This is a genomic window from Streptomyces sp. NPDC001513, assembly GCF_042894695.1.
Taxonomy (GTDB): Bacteria; Actinomycetota; Actinomycetes; order Streptomycetales; family Streptomycetaceae; genus Streptomyces.
This window is the reverse complement of record NZ_JBIAVU010000018.1, coordinates 75275-92392: the sequence shown is the minus strand read 5'-3', so window position 1 is coordinate 92392 and position 17118 is coordinate 75275. Positions and strand designations below refer to the sequence as shown.

Here is a 17118-nt window from a genome sequence, read left to right as displayed (position 1 = left end):
CGCACCGGGCTTCGACCAAGGAGGCACCATGCCCCGCAGTTTCAGCCAGAAGCGCGAACGCCAGTACGAACACATCAAGGACAGCGCGCAGAAGCGCGGCGAGAGCACCGAGCGTGCCGAGGAGATCGCCGCCAGGACGGTCAACAAGGAACGGGCCCGCGCCGGCGAGTCCAAGACGGCGAGCAAGACGTCGCTCGAGGACATGTCCTCCGCCAAGCGGGGCGGACAGCGCTCCCACAGCGGCGCACAGGGGCCCACCTACGACCAGCTCTACGCGGAGGCCAAGCGCCGCAACCTGCACGGCCGGTCCTCCATGGACAAGGCCGAACTCAAGCGCGAGCTGGGCCATTGATCCGTAGGCCGCCTCCCCGTCGGCCGTCGACCCGTGGAGTCGCCATGCCGGAAGAGCCCTACGGAAGAGAAGAGCCCGACGGAAGAAGCGAGAGCGAGGAGGAACGCGCGGACCGGCAGTGGCAGGAGCTGATCCAGGAGATCCGCGTTGCCCAGACGGGCGTGCAGATCCTCTTCGGATTCCTGTTGACGGTCGTGTTCACCCCCCTCTTCCACGAACTTCCGCAGACCGACAAGACCATCTACATCGTCACCGTCGTGCTCGGCTCGCTGGCGACCGGCGCGCTCATCGGGCCCGTCGCCTTCCACCGCGTCGTCTCCGGCCGGCGCATCAAGCCCCAGGCCGTGGCCTGGGCCTCCCGCCTGACCTTCACCGGACTCGTCCTGCTGCTGGCCACCTGCACCGCGGCCCTGTTCCTGGTCCTGCGGGTCGCCACGCACGACGCCCTCGTCCCCTGGCTGGTGGCGGGCGTGCTGGCCTGGTACCTCCTGTGCTGGTTCGTCCTCCCGCTGTGGGCGCGGATCCGGTACACCGCGGAGCACTGAGCGCACCGCGGAGCACCGAGCGGCAGGCCCGTTCGTGACCGGTTCACGACCCGTTCACCACGGTGCGGCGCCATCGTTCCTTCCCGGCCACACGTCAGGCTTCAAGAAGAAAATTCTTGATGCCGCACTAGACTGGTGGGTTGTTTGGCGCTGGAACGGAACAACCCGGGCAGACCTGGGCTCCGCCGGCGACCCGGGACGTCCGGGAACGAGACGCGAGGGCCGATGGCTGCAACACCTGAGCACGGTGAACTCACTCTGCTCGACGGCGAGGACGCGTACGGGGACGCGGGCCGTTGCGCGGGCCGGGACGCGAGCGGGGAGTCCGACGCGAACGGCGAGTCCGGCAAGTCCGCCCGGTTCTCCGCCGGACCCGCCGCCCCGACGCGCACCCTCGTCGACATCTTCGAGGCCTCCGTACGGGCGTACCCCGACGAGCTCGCCCTGGACGACGGCACCACCCGCCTGACCTACCGGGCGCTGGCCGCCGAGGTCGAGCGCCGCCGCCGCGCCCTCGCGGCCGCCGGGGTGGGCCGCGGCGACCGGGTCGGCGTACGCGTGCCGTCCGGGACCAACGAGCTGTACGCGGGCATCCTCGCCGTGCTCGCCGCGGGCGCCGCCTACGTCCCGGTCGACGCCGAGGACCCCGACGAGCGCGCCGAGCTGGTCTTCGGCGAGGCCGGCGTACGCGCGGTCCTGGGCGCCGGAGGGCGCATCCACGCCACGGCCGCCACCACCGGCCCCGCCACCACCACCGGCCCCGCCACCACCACCGGCCCCGCCACCACCACCGGCCCCGACGCTGCCGTGTCCGCCGCGCGCCCCGGCCCCGAGCACGACGCGTGGATCATCTTCACCTCCGGCTCCACCGGCAAGCCCAAGGGCGTCGCCGTCACCCACCGCAGCGCCGCCGCCTTCGTCGACGCCGAGGCCGCGCTGTTCCTCACCGAGGAGCCGATCGGACCCGGCGACCGCGTCATGGCCGGGCTGTCCGTCGCCTTCGACGCCTCCTGTGAGGAGATGTGGCTCGCCTGGCGCTACGGCGCCTGCCTCGTGCCCGTCCCGCGCTCCCAGGTCCGCAGCGGCGCCGACCTGGGCCCCTGGCTGGCCGACCAGGAGATCACCGTGGTCTCCACCGTGCCGACCCTCGCCGCGCTCTGGGAGCCCGAGACCCTCAACGAGGTCCGGCTGCTGATCTTCGGTGGCGAGGCCTGCCCGCCCGAGCTAACCCAGCGCCTGGTCACCGAGGGCCGCGAGGTCTGGAACACCTACGGACCCACCGAGGCCACCGTCGTCGCCTGCGCCTCGCTCCTCACCGGCGAGGAACCCATCCGGATCGGCCTCCCCCTCAACGGCTGGGAACTGGCCGTGGTCGACGAGTCCGGCGAACCGGTGCCGATGGGCGGCAGCGGCCAGCTCGTCATCGGCGGCGTCGGCCTCGCCCGCTACCTCGACCCCGAGAAGGACGCCGAGAAGTACGCCCCGCTCGACTCCCTCGGCTGGCAGCGCGCCTACCGCAGCGGCGACCTCGTCCGCGCCGAACCGGAAGGCCTGGTCTTCCTCGGCCGCGCCGACGAGCAGATCAAGCTCGGCGGCCGCCGGATCGAGCTCGGCGAGGTGGACGCCGCCCTGCAGGCCCTGCCCGGCGTCGCCGGCGCGGCCGCCGCCGTACGCACCGCCCGCAGCGGCAACCAGCTCCTCGTCGGCTACCTCGTCACCCAGGACGGCTGGGACCACGCGGCCGCCGTCGAACGGCTCCGCTCCGAGCTGCCCGCGGCCCTCGTACCGCTGCTCGCTCCCGTCGACGAGCTGCCCACCCGCACCTCCGGCAAGGTGGACCGCGACGCGCTGCCCTGGCCGCTGCCCGAACTGGAGACCACCGGCCCCGCCGAGCAGCTCTACGGCACCGAGGCCTGGCTCGCCGAGCAGTGGAGCGAGACCCTCGGCGTGGCCGTCAGCAGCGCCGCCGACGACTTCTTCGCGATCGGCGGCAGCAGCCTCGCCGCCGCCCAGCTCACCACCCGGCTGCGCACCCGCTACCCGAGCGCGGCCGTACTCGACATCTACCAGCAGCCCACCCTGCGCAAGCTGGCCCGGCGGCTGGAGAAGTCCGTCCAGGACGACGGCGCGGTCCGGACCATCGCCCCCGTACCGCTCCGCGCCAAGGTGATCCAGTCGCTGCTGCTGCTCCCGCTGTACACCCTGGTCGGCCTGCGCTGGACCGTGGCGCTGCTGGCCCTGGGCAACGTACTGCACTGGTTCGGTCCCTACCCGTGGGTGCCGACCGCCTCCTGGTGGCTCGTCGCCGCCGGAGCCGCACTGCTCTTCAGCCCGCCCGGCCGCCTCGCGATCGCCGCCGGCGGCGCCCGCCTGCTGCTGCGCGGCGTGAAGGCGGGCCGCCATCCGCGCGGCGGAAGCGTGCACCTGAGGCTGTGGACCGCCGAGCGGCTGGCCGAGTACGTCGGCGCGACCTCGCTCACCGGCTCCTGGCTGGAACGCTACGGGCGGGCCCTCGGCGCCAAGATCGGCCCCGAGGTGGACCTGCACTCCCTGCCCCCGGTCACGGGCATGCTCAAACTCGGCCGCGGCTGCGCCGTGGAGTCCGAGGTGGACCTCTCCGGGCACTGGCTCGACGGGGACCGGCTGGAGATCGGCCAGGTCAAGGTCGGCGCCGGCGCGGTGGTCGGCACCCGCAGCATCCTCTTCCCCGGCGCCCGGGTCGGCAAGCGGGCCGAGGTGGCCCCCGGTTCCGCCGTGGTCGGCCAGATCCCCACCGGCCAGCGCTGGGCCGGAGCGCCCGCCGGCAAGCTCGGCAAGGCCAAGCGCAACTGGCCCAAGGAACGCCCGCCGCGTTCGATCCACTGGCGGGCCATGTACGGAGCCACCGGCTTCTGCCTCACGGCCCTGCCCGTGCTCGCCACCGTGCCCGCCCTGCTCGTGGTGAGCCTGTTCGTGCCCGCCGACGCCGGGCTCGCCCAGGCCCTGCGCGGAGCACTGATCGCCGTCGTCCCCGGGGCCCTCGCCTTCGGCTGCGCGTACGCCCTGTTCCTGCTGGTCTCCGTACGGCTGCTCAGCCTCGGACTGCGCACGGGCAACCATCCGACGCACAGCAGGGTCGGCTGGCAGGCCTGGACCGTCACCCAGCTGATGGACCTGTCCCGGGAGACGCTCTTCCCGCTGTACGCCGGGCTGATCACGCCCGTGTGGCTGCGCCTGCTCGGCATGAAGATCGGCCGGGGCGCGGAGGTGTCCACCGTCCTCGCGCTGCCCAGCCTCACCACCGTGGGCGAAGGCGCGTTCCTCGCCGACGACACCCTGACCGCCCCCTGCGAACTGGGCGGCGGCTGGGTACGCATCGGACACTCCGAGATCGGCCGCCGGGCCTTCCTCGGCAACTCCGGAATGACCGCCCCCGGCCGCAGCGTGCCGGACGACGGGCTGGTCGGCGTGCTGTCCGCCACCCCGAAGAAGGCCAAGAAGGGCAGCTCGTACCTCGGCCTGCCGCCGGTCAGGCTGCCGCGCTCCGCCGCAGACGCCGACCAGAGCCGGACCTACGACCCGCCCGCGCACCTGCTGTGGGCGCGCGGGCTGGTGGAGCTGTGCCGGCTCCTCCCGGTGTTCTGCTCGGCCGCGCTGGCCGTCCTGACCGTCGCGGCGCTCTGCGCGCTGAGCACGGCGACCGGGCTGGGGATCTGGGGCACCGCCCTGCTGTCCGGAGCGGTCCTGCTGGCCGCAGGGGTGGCCGCCTGCGCGGTCTCGGTGGCCGCGAAGTGGCTGCTCGTGGGCCGCCACCGGACGGGCGAGCACCCGCTGTGGAGCGCCTTCGTATGGCGCAACGAACTGGCCGACACCTTCGTCGAGGTACTGGCCGTGCCGTGGCTGGCCGGATCCGTGCCCGGCACCCCGCTGCTGGCCCTGTGGCTGCGCGCACTCGGCGCCCGGATCGGCCGCGGCGTGTGGTGCGAGAGCTACTGGCTGCCCGAGACGGACCTGGTCGTCCTGGGCGACGCGGTCAGCGTGAACCGCGGCTGTGTGTTGCAGACACACCTCTTCCACGACCGGATCTTGAGGACGGATACTGTGGTCCTCCGCGAGGGCGCCACCCTGGGCCCGGGCGGAATCGTCCTGCCCGGCAGCACGGTCGGGGCCCGCAGCACGCTGGGTCCCGCCTCGCTCGTGATGGCCGGGGAATCCGTCCCCGCCGACACCCGTTGGCTGGGCAATCCGATCGAGGCGTGGCGGTCCTGAAAGGACCGTCCCTGCGGTGGTCGGAAGCGGCAGTGGCGGCAGCGGGACACCAGCACGTCGTACGAGCACAGCGCAGGGAGCGGAAGCGGCAGTGAGCGGCCAGAAGACAGAGGTGTCGGACCCGTACTTTCCGGCCAACGGCGACTCCCGTTACCGAGTGCACCGGTACGAACTCGCTCTGGAATACCGTCCCGGCCCCAACCGGCTGGCCGGGACGGCCCGGCTCAGCGCCATCGCCGGGCGGGCCCCGCTCACCGAGTTCCACCTCAACCTGGCCGAGTTCAGAATAGGACGCGTCCTCGTCAACGGCCGGGCGCCGCACTACGCCCACCGCGGCGGCAAGCTCCGCATCCGGCCGGCCAAGCCGCTGCCCGCCGGCGCCGCCTTCACCGTGGAGGTGCACTGGGCGGGCAACCCCAAGCCGGTCCGCAGCCCCTGGGGCGGACTCGGCTGGGAGGAACTGACCGACGGCGCGCTCGTGGCCAGCCAGCCGGTCGGCGCCCCCTCCTGGTACCCCTGCAACGACCGCCCCGCCGACAAGGCCTCGTACCAGATCTCCGTCAACACGCCCTCCGCCTACACCGTGGTCGCCGGCGGCCGGCTGCTCACCCGGACCACCAGGGCCAGCACCACCACCTGGGTGTACGAGCAGTCCGCGCCGACCTCCAGCTACCTCGTCGGCCTGTCCATCGGCATGCACCAGACGGTGCTGCTCGGCGACCCGGGGCTCGGCGGTGTCCCGCAGAGCGCCCACGTGCCCGCGCACCTGCTGCCGCAGTTCTCCCGCGACTTCGCCCGGCAGCCCGCGATGATGCAGCTGTTCGAGGAACTGTTCGGGCCCTACCCCTTCGGCGAGTACACGGTCGTCGTCGCCGACGAGGAACTGGACGTACCGGTCGAGGCCCAGGGCCTCTCGCTGTTCGGCACCAACCACGTCGACGGCGCGCGCGGCTCGGAACGCCTCATCGCCCACGAGCTCGCGCACCAGTGGTTCGGCAACAGCGTGACCATCGCCGACTGGCGGCACATCTGGCTGAACGAGGGCTTCGCGAAGTACGCCGAATGGCTCTGGTCGGAGCGCTCCGGCGGACGCACCGCGCACGAGCTGGCGGTCACCGCGCACCGGCTGCTGGCCACGCGCACGCAGGACCTGCGGCTGGCCGACCCGGGCCGCAAGCTGATGTTCGACGACCGCCTGTACCAGCGCGGGGGCCTCGTCGTGCACGCGGTCCGCTGCGCCCTGGGCGACGGCCCGTTCTTCCGCATGCTGCGCGACTGGCTCACCGTCCACCGCAACGGGGTGGTGACCACCGCCGGCTTCACCACCCACGCGGCTCGCTACACCGCCGAGCCCCTGGACGACCTGTTCTCGGCCTGGCTCTACGAGCCCGCACTCCCGCCGCTGCCCTCCCCGGCGATACCGGCGAAGCCCGGCTACCCCCCGACGAACGGCGGCCCCGGCAAGGGCCGCCGCGGCCGAACCTCGGCCTAGCTCTGCCTCGTCCAGCGCTGGGAGGCCTCACCGCCGCAGGACGTCGTCACCAGGCCGCTGGCCATGCCCAGGTCGAGGCAGCCGCCGCCGAGGTCGCTGCGGAGGCTGCCGTTCGCGCCCGTGCGCCAGATCCGGCCGATGTCCTGGGCGCAGTCGCCCACGAAGACGGCCTGGTTGAGGCCGTTGGAGTACAGGCACTGGCCGCTCTGCTGGTTGACGAGCCTGAAGCCGCCGTCCGACCTGCCCTGCACGGTCCAGCGGGCGGACCCGTCGGAGCACTCGCCGGAGTCCGCGGCCCCGAAAACGTGGGTGATGCACCGGTTGTTGTTGCCGTTGCGGTAGCGGTAGGTGCCGGACGCGGGGGGTGCCGGAGGGGCCGGGGCCGTGGGGGCCGTGGACGTCCCGCCGCCGGAGGGGCGCGTACTGCCGGCGCCGCCCGCGTTCGCGGAGTTGCCGGCTCCGGCCGAGCCGCCCGAGCCGCCCGGACCGGTCTGGGCGCCGCCGCCCGGGCCGGAGCCGGGGCCCTGGCCGGAGCCCGCGGCGGCCGCGTTCGGGGGGACGCCGCCCGCCCCGCCCTGCGCCTGGTCTTGGGCCGGCGACTGTGCGGGTGACGCCGTCGTCGCCGCCGGGCTGCCGCCCGTCGTCGTCGGCGGCGACGGATCGGCCGGCGCCGTGACCGAGGTCTGCGGGGTGTTCCGCGCATCGGCCTGCGGCGAGCCCGTGTGCGGCAGGTACTGGACGGCGAGCGTCGTGCCGCCCGCGACCACGACGACGGGGAAGACGGCCAGCAGGACGCGGGTGCGGCGGCGCTGTTCCGGGCGGGACGCGGCGGGTGCGGGCGCCGGCTCCGGATCCTCCGACGCCTTCCCGGATCCCTTGCCCGGTGCCGGTGCCGGGTCTGTTTCGGTATCCGGGTCCGGCTTCTCACCCGCGAGCGGGAGCGTCGGTACGTCGACCTCCTGCACGTTCGCGGCGAAGGCGGCCCGCTCGGTCAGCCGCTCGGCGATGGCCGCCGGCCACAGCGGTTCCGTGAACGGCCCGTGCTGCGCGGCGCGTTCGAGGAGCTCGGCCGCGGTGGGGCGGGCGTCGGGGTCCTTGTCCAGGCAGGCCGCGACGAGGTCGGCGAGTTCCGGCTCCACCTCCCGCAACGGATCCAGGTCGGGTTCCTCGTGGACGATGCGGTACAGCACCCCGTGCCCCGACTCGTCGCCGAAGGGCGGCTGTCCGCACGCCGCGTACGCGAGGACCGACCCCAGTGCGAAGACGTCGGTGGCGCCGCTCAACCGCCGCCTGCCCGAGGCCTGTTCGGGAGCCATGTAGGCGGGTGTGCCCACCACCATGCCGGTCCTGGTCAGCTGGCTCTGCTCCGCGGCGCGGGCGACGCCGAAGTCGATGAGCGTGAGACCGTCGAGCGTCAGCATGACGTTGGACGGTTTGAGGTCCCGGTGCACCATGTCCAGCGCGTGCACCGACGCCAGGCCCGCCGCCGCCTCCCGCAGCAGCAGCCACAGCGCGTCCGCGGGCAGCGGGCCGCCGTGCAGCGCGATGGCCTCCCGCAGGGTGAGCCCGGGGATGTACGCGGTGGCGAACCACGGCGGGCTCGCGGTGCGGTCGCTGGCGAGCAGCGGCGCGGTGGCCTCCGCGGGCAGCCGGGCGAGGTTGTCCAGCTCGTGCCCGAAACGCCGCAGGAAGTCCTCGTCCTCGCCGACGACGGAGGCCAGCAGCTGCTTGACGGCGACGTACCGGCCCTCCTGGACCCCGAGGTAGACCCGCCCCATGCCGCCGGCCCCGAGCCGGCCCGCCAGCGGAATGGCCCCGATCCGGCGCGGATCCCCCGCCTCCAGCGGCTCGGCTCCGCTCCCCGTCAGCTCTAACACGTCTGCCCCGCTCGAATTAGAATCAGTTTCCAGAAATCTAACCCGATGATCCGCCATCGGCAACGCGCCTGCCCGAGCGCCGACTTGGCGCGAAGACGGCGCACCCTCCCGTCAGCCGACGCGGAACGCCTGCCGGTAGGTCATGTGGCAGACGCCGATGGTCTGGGCCAGGTGCGCTCCCTGCGCCCCGGCGGCATCCTGGTCGCGCTCGCCTCCCCGGCCGAGGCGCGACGGGCGGACGCGCGCCTTGGCGGGCGGCGGCAACCCCATGCGCAGCCGCCGCTTGCGTATCTTGTCGCTCACGCACCGCGATATCGGCGCCGTACGCGGTGGCGGCCTTGATCCACGCGATGGACGACGACGAGGAGACGGTCATGGGCCTCAAGAAGGCGGTCTACGAGAAGGAGCTGCTGCGGCTCCAGACCGAGCTGGTCCAGCTCCAGGAGTGGGTGCGGGCGGAGGGCGCCCGGCTCGTCGTCGTCTTCGAGGGCCGCGACGCGGCGGGCAAGGGCGGAACGATCAAGCGGGTCGCCGAGCACCTCAACCCCCGCGTCGCACGGATCGCGGCCCTTCCGAAACCGACGGAGCGCGAACGCGGCCAGTGGTACTTCCAGCGCTACGTGGAGCACCTGCCGGCCGAGGGCGAGATCGTGCTGTTCGACCGCAGCTGGTACAACCGCGCCGGGGTGGAGCACGTCATGGGCTTCTGCACCCCCGCGGAGCACCAGCGGTTCCTGCGCCAGTGTCCCGTCTTCGAGCGGATGCTCGTCGAGGACGGGATCCTGCTGCGCAAGTACTGGTTCTCGGTGAGCGACGCCGTTCAGGAGGAACGCTTCCGCCGCCGTACGGAGGACCCCCTGCGGCGCTGGAAGCTCTCTCCCATGGACCTGGAGTCCCTCACGCGCTGGGAGGCGTACTCGCGGGCCAAGGACGCGATGCTGGTCCACACCGACACCGTGGACGCCCCCTGGTACGTGGTCGAGAGCGACGACAAGCGCAGCGCGCGGCTCAACATGATCGCCCACCTGCTGTCCACGGTCCCGTACGCGTCCGTGGCCCTGCCCTCGCTCGTCCTGCCGGCCCGGCCCGCGTCGACGGGATACGAGCGGCCGCCCAAGGACCTGCAGACCGCCGTCCCCGATCACGCGGCCACGCTGAGCACGGCATGACCCCCATCGAGCCCATCGTGAGAACTATTACATTCACCCCAGAATCACCCATTTGGCGTGGATCATTACCTCCCGGAACTGTCGTATATGGGTCGCTTGTGGGGCCCGCGCCACCCGCTTGACCGGTAGGCGCCGTGGGAGAGACATGGGACGAGTGGGCAACTGGACCTCCAACCGACGTATCGCCCTGCCGCTGGCAGGCGGCGCCGTCGTGCTCGGACTCGGCGGCGGCCTCTACGTCACCGGGCTCGTGGCCGGCGCTGACATCGACCAGGGCACGAGCGTCCTGGGAGTGGACATCGGCGGCATGAGCCGGGCGCAGGCGGAGCGGAAGCTGACCCACGAGCTCGGGCCCTCCGCCGCGGCCCCGGTCGCGATGAAGATCGGCGACCGCGTGGAGAAGGCCGACCCCGCCACGCTCGGGCTCTCGCTCGACACCACCGCGACCGTCGACCAGGCCGTCCGGACGGGATACGGCCCGGCCACCGTCATCGGCCGGCTCTTCGCCTCCGACGACCGCGAGGTCCAGCCGGTGACCCGGATGAACGAGCAGACCGCCCGGGCCGCGGTCGACCGCATCGGCGCGGCCACCGGGCAGCAGGCCCGCGACGGGTCGATCACGTTCGACAAGGGCGCGGCGAAGGCCGTCGCCCCGCAGCAGGGCGTCACCCTCGTCGAGGACCAGGCCGTCGACACCCTCCGTACGGCCTACCTGCGACCGGCCGCGGGCCCCGTCGTGCTGCCCGTCGAGCGCACCCGGCCCCGCATCGGCACCGAGGAGACCGGACGGGCCATGCGCCAGTTCGCGCAGCCCGCGATGTCCGGGCCCGTCACCCTCAATGTCGCCGGGCAGCGCCTGTCCATAGGCCCCGGCGTCCTCGGCGAGCACCTGAAGATGCGGCCCGACGCCCAGGGCCGTCTCGTGCCGGCCCTCGACTCCAAGGGCCTGCTCGCCGACCCCGCCGTGGCCCGCCCGATCGGGGAGGTCACCACGGCCCCGCGCGACGCCGTGCCCCGGCTCGACGCGGACGGCAAGGTGGTCATCGGCGATCCGGGCCGTGAGGGCCGACAGGTCACGGAGGCGGCCCTCGGCAAGGCCGTGCTGCCCCTGCTGACCCGCTCGGGCGAGGCCCGCAGCGGCGAGCTCGCCACCGTGGCCGTCCGGCCGGAGCTCTCCGCCGAGGAGGCGCGGCGGCTCGGCATCAAGGAGAAGGTCTCCTCCTTCACCGTCGAGTTCCCGGCGGCCCCGTACCGCACCACCAACATCGGCCGCGCCGTGGAGCTGATCAACGGCTCCGTCGTCATGCCGGGGGAGGAGTGGAGCTTCAACCGTACGGTCGGCGAGCGCACCCCCGAGAACGGCTTCGTCGACGGGATCATGATCAACGACGGCCAGTACGTGAAATCGCCCGGCGGAGGCGTCTCGGCGGTCGCCACCACCATGTACAACGCGGTGTTCTTCGCGGGCGTCAAGCCCGTCGAGCACGGCGCCCACTCCTTCTACATCGAGCGCTACCCCGAGGGCCGGGAGGCCACCGTCGCCTGGGGCACCCTCGACCTGCGCTGGATCAACGACTCCGGCCACCCCCTCTACATCCAGGCCCGGTCCACCGACACCTCGCTGACCATCTCCCTCCTCGGCACGAAGAAGTACGACGAGATACGGGCGACCAAGGGGCCGCGCACGAACGTCACCCCGCCCGCCAAGCGGACGGGAAGCGCGCCGACCTGCGAGGTCCAGACCCCGCTCGAGGGCTTCGACGTGGCCGTCGGCCGTGTCTTCGTCCAGGGCGGCAAGGAGGTCAAGCACGAGGAGTTCAAGACCCACTACACGCCGCGCGACGAGGTGACCTGCACGCCGGAGGCCTCGCCGACCCCGGGCGCTTCGCCGGCGCCGGGAACCTCGCAGGCACCGGGGGCCTCGCCGGCACCGGGCACCCAGCCGGCCGAGCAGGCCCCGGAGACCCGTCAGGCCGCCCGGGGCGCCCAGGCCGCGCAGGCGCCGCGTACCCCGACGGCCCCGTCCGCCACGGCCGTGGGCGGCCCGCTCGCCCTCGGCGGAACCCCGTCGCACTGACCGGTCGTCCAGGACGAGGTGTGACAGATCCGGCGCGCGCCGTGCGCGATGGGAGCCATGGCGGCCCGGAAGTGCTACAACTGGGTTCGTGACCATTCCTCGCCACCCGTGCCGGGCACGTCGGTGCGGTCACCGCTAGGCAACAGAACCAGGAGCGTCGCCGGACAGGTATTCGTCCTCCAGGTGGCGATCGTGGTGTTGCTCGCGGCCGGGTCACTGCTGGCCCTCGTACTCCAGTCGCGCCACGACATCGACCGGGAGGCGCGCAACCGCTCGGTGTCCGTGGCCGAGACCTTCGCCCACTCCCTGGGGCTGGAAGACGCGCTGAAGACGTCCAATCCGTCCGAGGTCCTGCAACCCCGTGCCGAAGAGACGCGCAAGGCCGCCGGCGTGGACTTCATCGTCGTGATGGACACCAACGGCATCCGCTACAGCCATCCCCAGCCCGACCGCATCGGGAAACGGTTCGTCGGCACGATCGAGCCCTCCCTCAAGGGCAAGGTCCACACCGAAAGCGTGCAGGGCCCCCTCGGCAAGGAGATCCAGGCCGTCGTTCCGGTCAAGGACCAGGACGGCAAGGTCGTCGCCCTGGTCTCGGCCGGCCTGACCGTGAAGAACGTGACCGGGGTCGTCGACCGCCAGCTCCCCGTCATCCTCCTGGCCATCGCCACCGGCCTGGCCCTGGCGACCGTCGGCACGGCCCTGATCAGCAGACGTCTGCGCCGCCAGACCCACGGGCTCGGCACGCAGGAGATGACCCGCATGTACGAGCACCACGACGCGGTGCTCCACGCCGTCCGCGAGGGGGTGCTGATCACCGACGGTGAAGGACGGTTGCTGCTGGCGAACGACGAGGCCAAACGGCTGCTCGGGCTGCCGGAGGATGCCGACGGACGCCACATCGCGGACGTACCGGGCCTGGACCGCCGGATGTCGGACCTGCTGCTCTCCGGCCGGACGGCCACCGACGAGGTGCTGGAGAGCGGGGACCGGCTGCTCGTGGTCAACCAGCGGCCCACCCACCCCAGGGGCCGGCCGGAGGGCAGCGCGGTCACCATCCGCGACTCCACCGAGATGCGGGTCCTGACCGCCCGGGCCGAGACGGCCCGCAGGCGCCTCAAGCTGCTCTACGACGCGGGCGGCGACGTCGGCACCAGCCTCGACGTGGTGCGGACGGCCGAGGAGCTCGCCGCCGTCGCCGTCCCCCGGTTCGCGGACTACGTGACGGTCGACCTGGCGGACCAGGTGATCGACGGCGACGAACCCGCCCCGGGCGCCGACATGCGGCGCACGGCGGTCAGCGGCATCCGATCCGACCACCCGCTCTACCCGGTCGGCCGGCTGATCGACTTCCTGCCGTCCACCCCCCAGGCGCGCGGCTACGGCACCGGCCGGGCGGAACTGGTGACCGACCTGGCCGACGCGCCGGGCTGGCAGGCCCAGGACCCGCCCCGCGCGCAGGCCATCGTCGAGTTCGGGATCCACTCGCTCATCGCGGCCCCGCTCATGGCCCGCGGCGTCGTACTCGGCGTGGTCAACTTCTGGCGGTCGGAGAAGAAGGAGCCCTTCGACGAGGACGAGCTGTCGCTGGCCGAGGAACTCGTCGCCCGGGCCGCCGTCAGCATGGACAACGCCCGCCGCTACACGCGCGAGCACGCCCTCGCCGTGACGCTCCAGCGCAGCCTGCTGCCGCGCGCCCTGCCCGAACAGAGCGCCATGGACGTGGCGCACTTCTACCTGCCCGCGCAGTCCGGCGTCGGCGGCGACTGGTTCGACGTGATCCCGCTCCCGGGCGGCCGGGTCGCCCTGGTCGTCGGCGACGTCGTCGGACACGGCCTGCACGCCGCCGCCACCATGGGGCGGCTGCGCACGGCGGTGCACAACTTCTCCTCCCTCGACCTGCCTCCCGACGAGCTCCTCGCCCGGCTCGACGACCTCGTCCAGCGCATCGACCACGACCGCGACGGGGACGGCACCGACACGAACGGCGGGGGCGGGATCATGGGCGCGACCTGCCTGTACGCGATCTACGACCCGGTGTCCCAGCGCTGCACGGTGGCACGGGCGGGGCACCTGCCGCCCCTGGTCGTCGCCCCCGACGGCACGACGGAGATCGTGGAACTCCCGGCCGGGCCCCCGCTGGGGCTCGGCGGGATGCCCTTCGAGACCGCGGAACTGGAGCTGGAGGAAGGCAGCCAGCTCGTCCTCTACACGGACGGTCTGATCGAGGAGCGGACCCGGGACATCGGCGAGGGACTGGAACTGCTGCGCGCGGCCCTGAGCCACCCCGACCGGGACCCGCAGGACAGCTGCCGGGCCGTGCTCGACATGCTGCTGCCGCCCCGGCCGACCGACGACGTGGCGCTGCTCATCGCGCGGACGCGGACCCTCGGCCCGGACCGGGTCGCGCAGTGGAACGTACCGTTCGAACCGAGTGCGGTCGGCGCCATGCGCAGCGTCGCGGCGAAGAAGCTCGACGAGTGGGGCCTGTCCGAACTCGGCTTCGCCACGGAACTGATCCTCAGCGAACTGATCACCAACGCCCTGCGGCACGGCAGCGAGCCGGTCCGCGTCCGGCTCCTCCACGACCACACGCTGACCTGCGAGGTGTGGGACGGCAGCAGCACGGCCCCCCACCTGCGGTACGCCGCCACCACGGACGAGGGCGGCCGCGGCCTGTTCCTGGTCGCCCAGCTCAGCGAACACTGGGGCACGCGCTACACCCCCGAGGGCAAGGTCATCTGGGCGGAACTGCTCCTCCCCGGCACCCCGGGCGGCGACCCACCGGCCCTCGCCGCCTTCCTGGACGTGGACCCCCTGTAAGCCCCTGTGTGCCCCGGTGAGATCAGAGCGTGCGCCGATAGCGCAGCTCGGTGAGGGTGGCCTCGTCGTAGATGTCGTCCTCGGTCGCGCCATCGGCCCGATAGCCGGCCCGCTCGTAGAAGCGCCGGGCCCGGTGGTTGTCCTCCAGAACCCACAGGGCCGATGTCTCGAACCCCTGGCCCTTCATCCGGGAGTGGGCCTCATCGAGGAGCCCCCGGCCGATGCCCTGGCCGATCAGGTCGGGTGAGACGTACAGGGCGTAGACCTCGGCCACCCGCCGGGGGCCCGGTATCGGACTCCGACACGGCCCGAAGCAGACCCACCCCACCGGGCCGTGCTCGCCGAGCGCCACGAGGTCCCTCGACTTCCCGCGGGGTTGGGTGAACCGCTGCCGCCGCAGGCTCGCATCGGCCTCGACCGTCATCGCGTCCAGGTACGTCCGGGGAACGATGCCGGCGTACGCCGCCTGCCACCCCCGGACGCGGATCGTCGAGACGGCCTCGATGTCGGCCGCGGCCATCTCCCGCACATGCGTCATCGCGGGTCGAGGGTCGCCGTCACGAGGTGGTGCGCGAATGCGGTGTCCAGTCCCTGGGGGCGGAAGAGGATGCGGTACATGAGAGGGGCGACGACCTGGTCGATGACCGTTTCGACGTCGGGTGTGCTCTGCCCGCGTGCGGTGGCGCGGGTGAGGATGACGTCGATCTGTTCGGCCGCGTAGGCGGAACACCGGCCGGCGTTGCTGCCGTCCGGGTCGCCGAGCAGGGCGTCGCGGATGTAGGCGCGGCCGGCAGGGGAGGACATCTCGTCGAGGAACTGCTCGGCCCAGTTCGTCAGGTCGGCCGAGAGGGCGCCGTGGTCTTCGGGCGCGGTATCGGGGCGCAGGCGCTCGACCGCCACGTCCGACAGCAGCTCCTGCAGGTCGCCCCAGCGGCGGTAGACCGTCGACGGGGTCACGCCCGCACGCTGGGCGATCAGCGGAACCGTCAGGGCGTCCCGGCCCACCTCCGCGGCGAGTTCACGTACCGCGGTGTGCACCGATGCCTGGACCCGGGCGCTGCGTCCGCCGGGGCGCATCATCTGCCTGCTCACACCATGCACCTTAACGCAAAATCATTGCTTCTAGTGCGGGTGGAGCCTCTAAAGCGAAAGATTTGCGTTAGTAGGGCGAGTGGATCTACGGTGGGTTAAAGCGAACCGATTGCGTTTAGCGCCAAGGAGCCTGCCCATGCCCGCCGTAACGCCACGAGCACCCGCGCCGTACCCCCACCGAGCCCTCCGCGGGAACACCGGAAACCGCACGGCCTCCTTCGCCCTGAACGCCTCCATCCTGGCCGCCCTCCTCGCGGCCTCCAGCGCACCCACCCCTCTCTACCCCCACTACCAGGACGCCTGGGGCCTGTCCGCCCTCACCATCACCGTGGTCTTCAGCGCCTACGCCCTCGCGCTGCTGCTGGCCCTGCTCACCACCGGATCCCTCTCCGACCACCTCGGACGACGCCCCGTCCTGGCAGCCGCCCTGGCCCTGGGAGCCGTGTCCATGGTGCTGCTGGCCACGGCCGACGGAGCCGGTGACCTGATCACCGCCCGGATCCTGCAGGGAGTGGCCACCGGCGCGGCCACCAGCGCCGCGGGAGCGGCCCTCCTCGACCTGGCGGACCCCCGGCATCCGGGACGGTCCGCCCTGACCAACAGCATCGCCCCGGTGGCGGGCATGGCCGCCGGCGTGCTGGTCTCCACCCTCCTCGCCCCCGTCGGCACGGCCGGCGTGTACCTGGTGCCGGCAGCCCTGTTCGCCGCCCAGGCGGTCGCGGTCACCTTCACCACGGAGACGGCCCGCCCGCACACCGGCGCCCTGCGCTCGCTGCGCCCGCGGCTCGCCGCCCCGCCGTCGGCGCGCCGCGCACTCCTGGTGGCCGGCACCGCCGTCGTCGCCATCTGGGCCCTGGGCGGCTTCTACTCGTCCCTCGGCCCCTCGCTCGTGCACCTCGTGGCCCCCGCAGCCCCGCCGTCAGCCGGCGGCATGGTCTTCTTCACGCTCACCGCCGCGGCCACGCTCACCGTGTGGACGCTGCGGCGCACGGCCCCGCGCACCGCGGTCACCGGCGGAAGCCTGGCGGTCCTGCCCGCCGGAGCGCTGGCACTCGGCGGTCTGCACGGCGCCGGACTGCCCGCCGTCTACGGCGGAGCGGCCCTGGCCGGGATCGCCTTCGGGGCCGTCTCCCAGGGGGCGCTGCGCATGACGCTCACCGGACTCCCCGAACAGGACCGGGCGGCAACGCTGGCCGCGTACTACGTCCTCAGCTACCTCTCCATGAGCCTGCCCGCCATCGCCGCGGGCGCCGCCACCCAGCACTACGGACTGGCCACCGCCACCCACGCCTACGCCGTCGCCACCGCGCTGCTCGCCGTCGCGGCCCTGGGCGCACTCGCCGCGGCACGGCGCAGGGAAACCCGCGGCGCACCGGACGACCTCCCGTAACCAGACCGACGACCCCAGACCACGCCAGGCCAGATCAGCCCAGACCAGCCCAG

Annotated in this window: 12 protein-coding genes; 8 read left to right on the top strand and 4 right to left on the bottom strand. The window is 73.0% G+C overall.

Translation table 11 applies throughout. From position 1 onward, the window contains the following. Positions 1–28 precede the first annotated feature (28 nt). The 4 genes from ACFYZ4_RS33835 to ACFYZ4_RS33820 all read left to right on the top strand — a co-directional run bounded on the left by ACFYZ4_RS33835 (position 29) and on the right by ACFYZ4_RS33820 (position 6637). Entirely contained in the window at positions 29–352 is a 324-nt protein-coding gene (locus ACFYZ4_RS33835) for a plasmid stabilization protein (RefSeq protein ID WP_390785707.1), read from the top strand. Positions 353–396: 44 nt separating this feature from the next. Continuing rightward, positions 397–897 (top strand): DUF6328 family protein, encoded by a 501-nt coding sequence (locus tag ACFYZ4_RS33830; protein WP_390785706.1) that lies wholly within the window; start codon positions 397–399, stop codon positions 895–897. 225 nt (positions 898–1122) lie between these two features. Next, the gene (locus tag ACFYZ4_RS33825) at positions 1123–5145 is read left to right on the top strand and encodes a Pls/PosA family non-ribosomal peptide synthetase (RefSeq protein ID WP_390785705.1); all 4023 of its coding nucleotides are present in this window, start codon (positions 1123–1125) and stop codon (positions 5143–5145) included. A 91-nt stretch (positions 5146–5236) separates the two neighbouring features. After that, positions 5237–6637: a M1 family metallopeptidase gene (locus ACFYZ4_RS33820; RefSeq protein WP_351295418.1), complete on the top strand. Its 1401-nt coding sequence runs from the start codon at positions 5237–5239 to the stop codon at positions 6635–6637. On the opposite strand, the gene ACFYZ4_RS33815 is transcribed toward ACFYZ4_RS33820, so the two are convergent. Beyond that, positions 6634–8514 (bottom strand): protein kinase, encoded by a 1881-nt coding sequence (locus ACFYZ4_RS33815; RefSeq protein WP_390785704.1) that lies wholly within the window; start codon positions 8512–8514, stop codon positions 6634–6636. The two genes, ACFYZ4_RS33820 and ACFYZ4_RS33815, sit on opposite strands and share 4 nt — an antisense overlap. Before the next feature lie 111 nt (positions 8515–8625). Continuing rightward, a complete protein-coding gene (locus ACFYZ4_RS33810) occupies positions 8626–8817 on the bottom strand; it encodes a hypothetical protein (protein WP_384353104.1) in 192 nt (63 codons plus the stop codon). Between the two features lie 47 nt (positions 8818–8864). Here ACFYZ4_RS33810 and ppk2 point away from each other — a divergent pair, with 47 nt between their 5' ends. The 3 genes from ppk2 (at position 8865) to ACFYZ4_RS33795 (ending at position 14583) form a co-directional block, all read left to right on the top strand. Further along, positions 8865–9683: a polyphosphate kinase 2 gene (ppk2, locus tag ACFYZ4_RS33805; RefSeq protein WP_384353107.1), complete on the top strand. Its 819-nt coding sequence runs from the start codon at positions 8865–8867 to the stop codon at positions 9681–9683. Positions 9684–9828: 145 nt separating this feature from the next. Beyond that, positions 9829–11760 carry a VanW family protein gene (locus ACFYZ4_RS33800; protein WP_390785703.1) on the top strand — a complete coding sequence of 644 codons (1932 nt, stop codon included), beginning with the start codon at positions 9829–9831 and terminating at the stop codon, positions 11758–11760. Positions 11761–11943: 183 nt separating this feature from the next. Next, positions 11944–14583, top strand: coding sequence for a SpoIIE family protein phosphatase (locus ACFYZ4_RS33795; RefSeq protein WP_351295406.1), 2640 nt, complete (start codon positions 11944–11946; stop codon positions 14581–14583). Positions 14584–14605: 22 nt separating this feature from the next. On the opposite strand, the gene ACFYZ4_RS33790 is transcribed toward ACFYZ4_RS33795, so the two are convergent. Both ACFYZ4_RS33790 and ACFYZ4_RS33785 read right to left on the bottom strand, forming a co-directional pair. Beyond that, positions 14606–15121: a GNAT family N-acetyltransferase gene (locus ACFYZ4_RS33790; protein ID WP_351295403.1), complete on the bottom strand. Its 516-nt coding sequence runs from the start codon at positions 15119–15121 to the stop codon at positions 14606–14608. Continuing rightward, complete coding sequence (locus ACFYZ4_RS33785; RefSeq protein WP_351295432.1) at positions 15118–15663, bottom strand: TetR/AcrR family transcriptional regulator; 546 nt, start codon at positions 15661–15663, stop codon at positions 15118–15120. The genes ACFYZ4_RS33790 and ACFYZ4_RS33785 overlap by 4 nt, the downstream gene beginning before the upstream one ends. Before the next feature lie 148 nt (positions 15664–15811). Between ACFYZ4_RS33785 and ACFYZ4_RS33780 the strand changes: the two genes are divergently transcribed. Next, positions 15812–17065, top strand: coding sequence for an MFS transporter (locus ACFYZ4_RS33780; protein ID WP_390785702.1), 1254 nt, complete (start codon positions 15812–15814; stop codon positions 17063–17065). Positions 17066–17118: the final 53 nt, after the last annotated feature.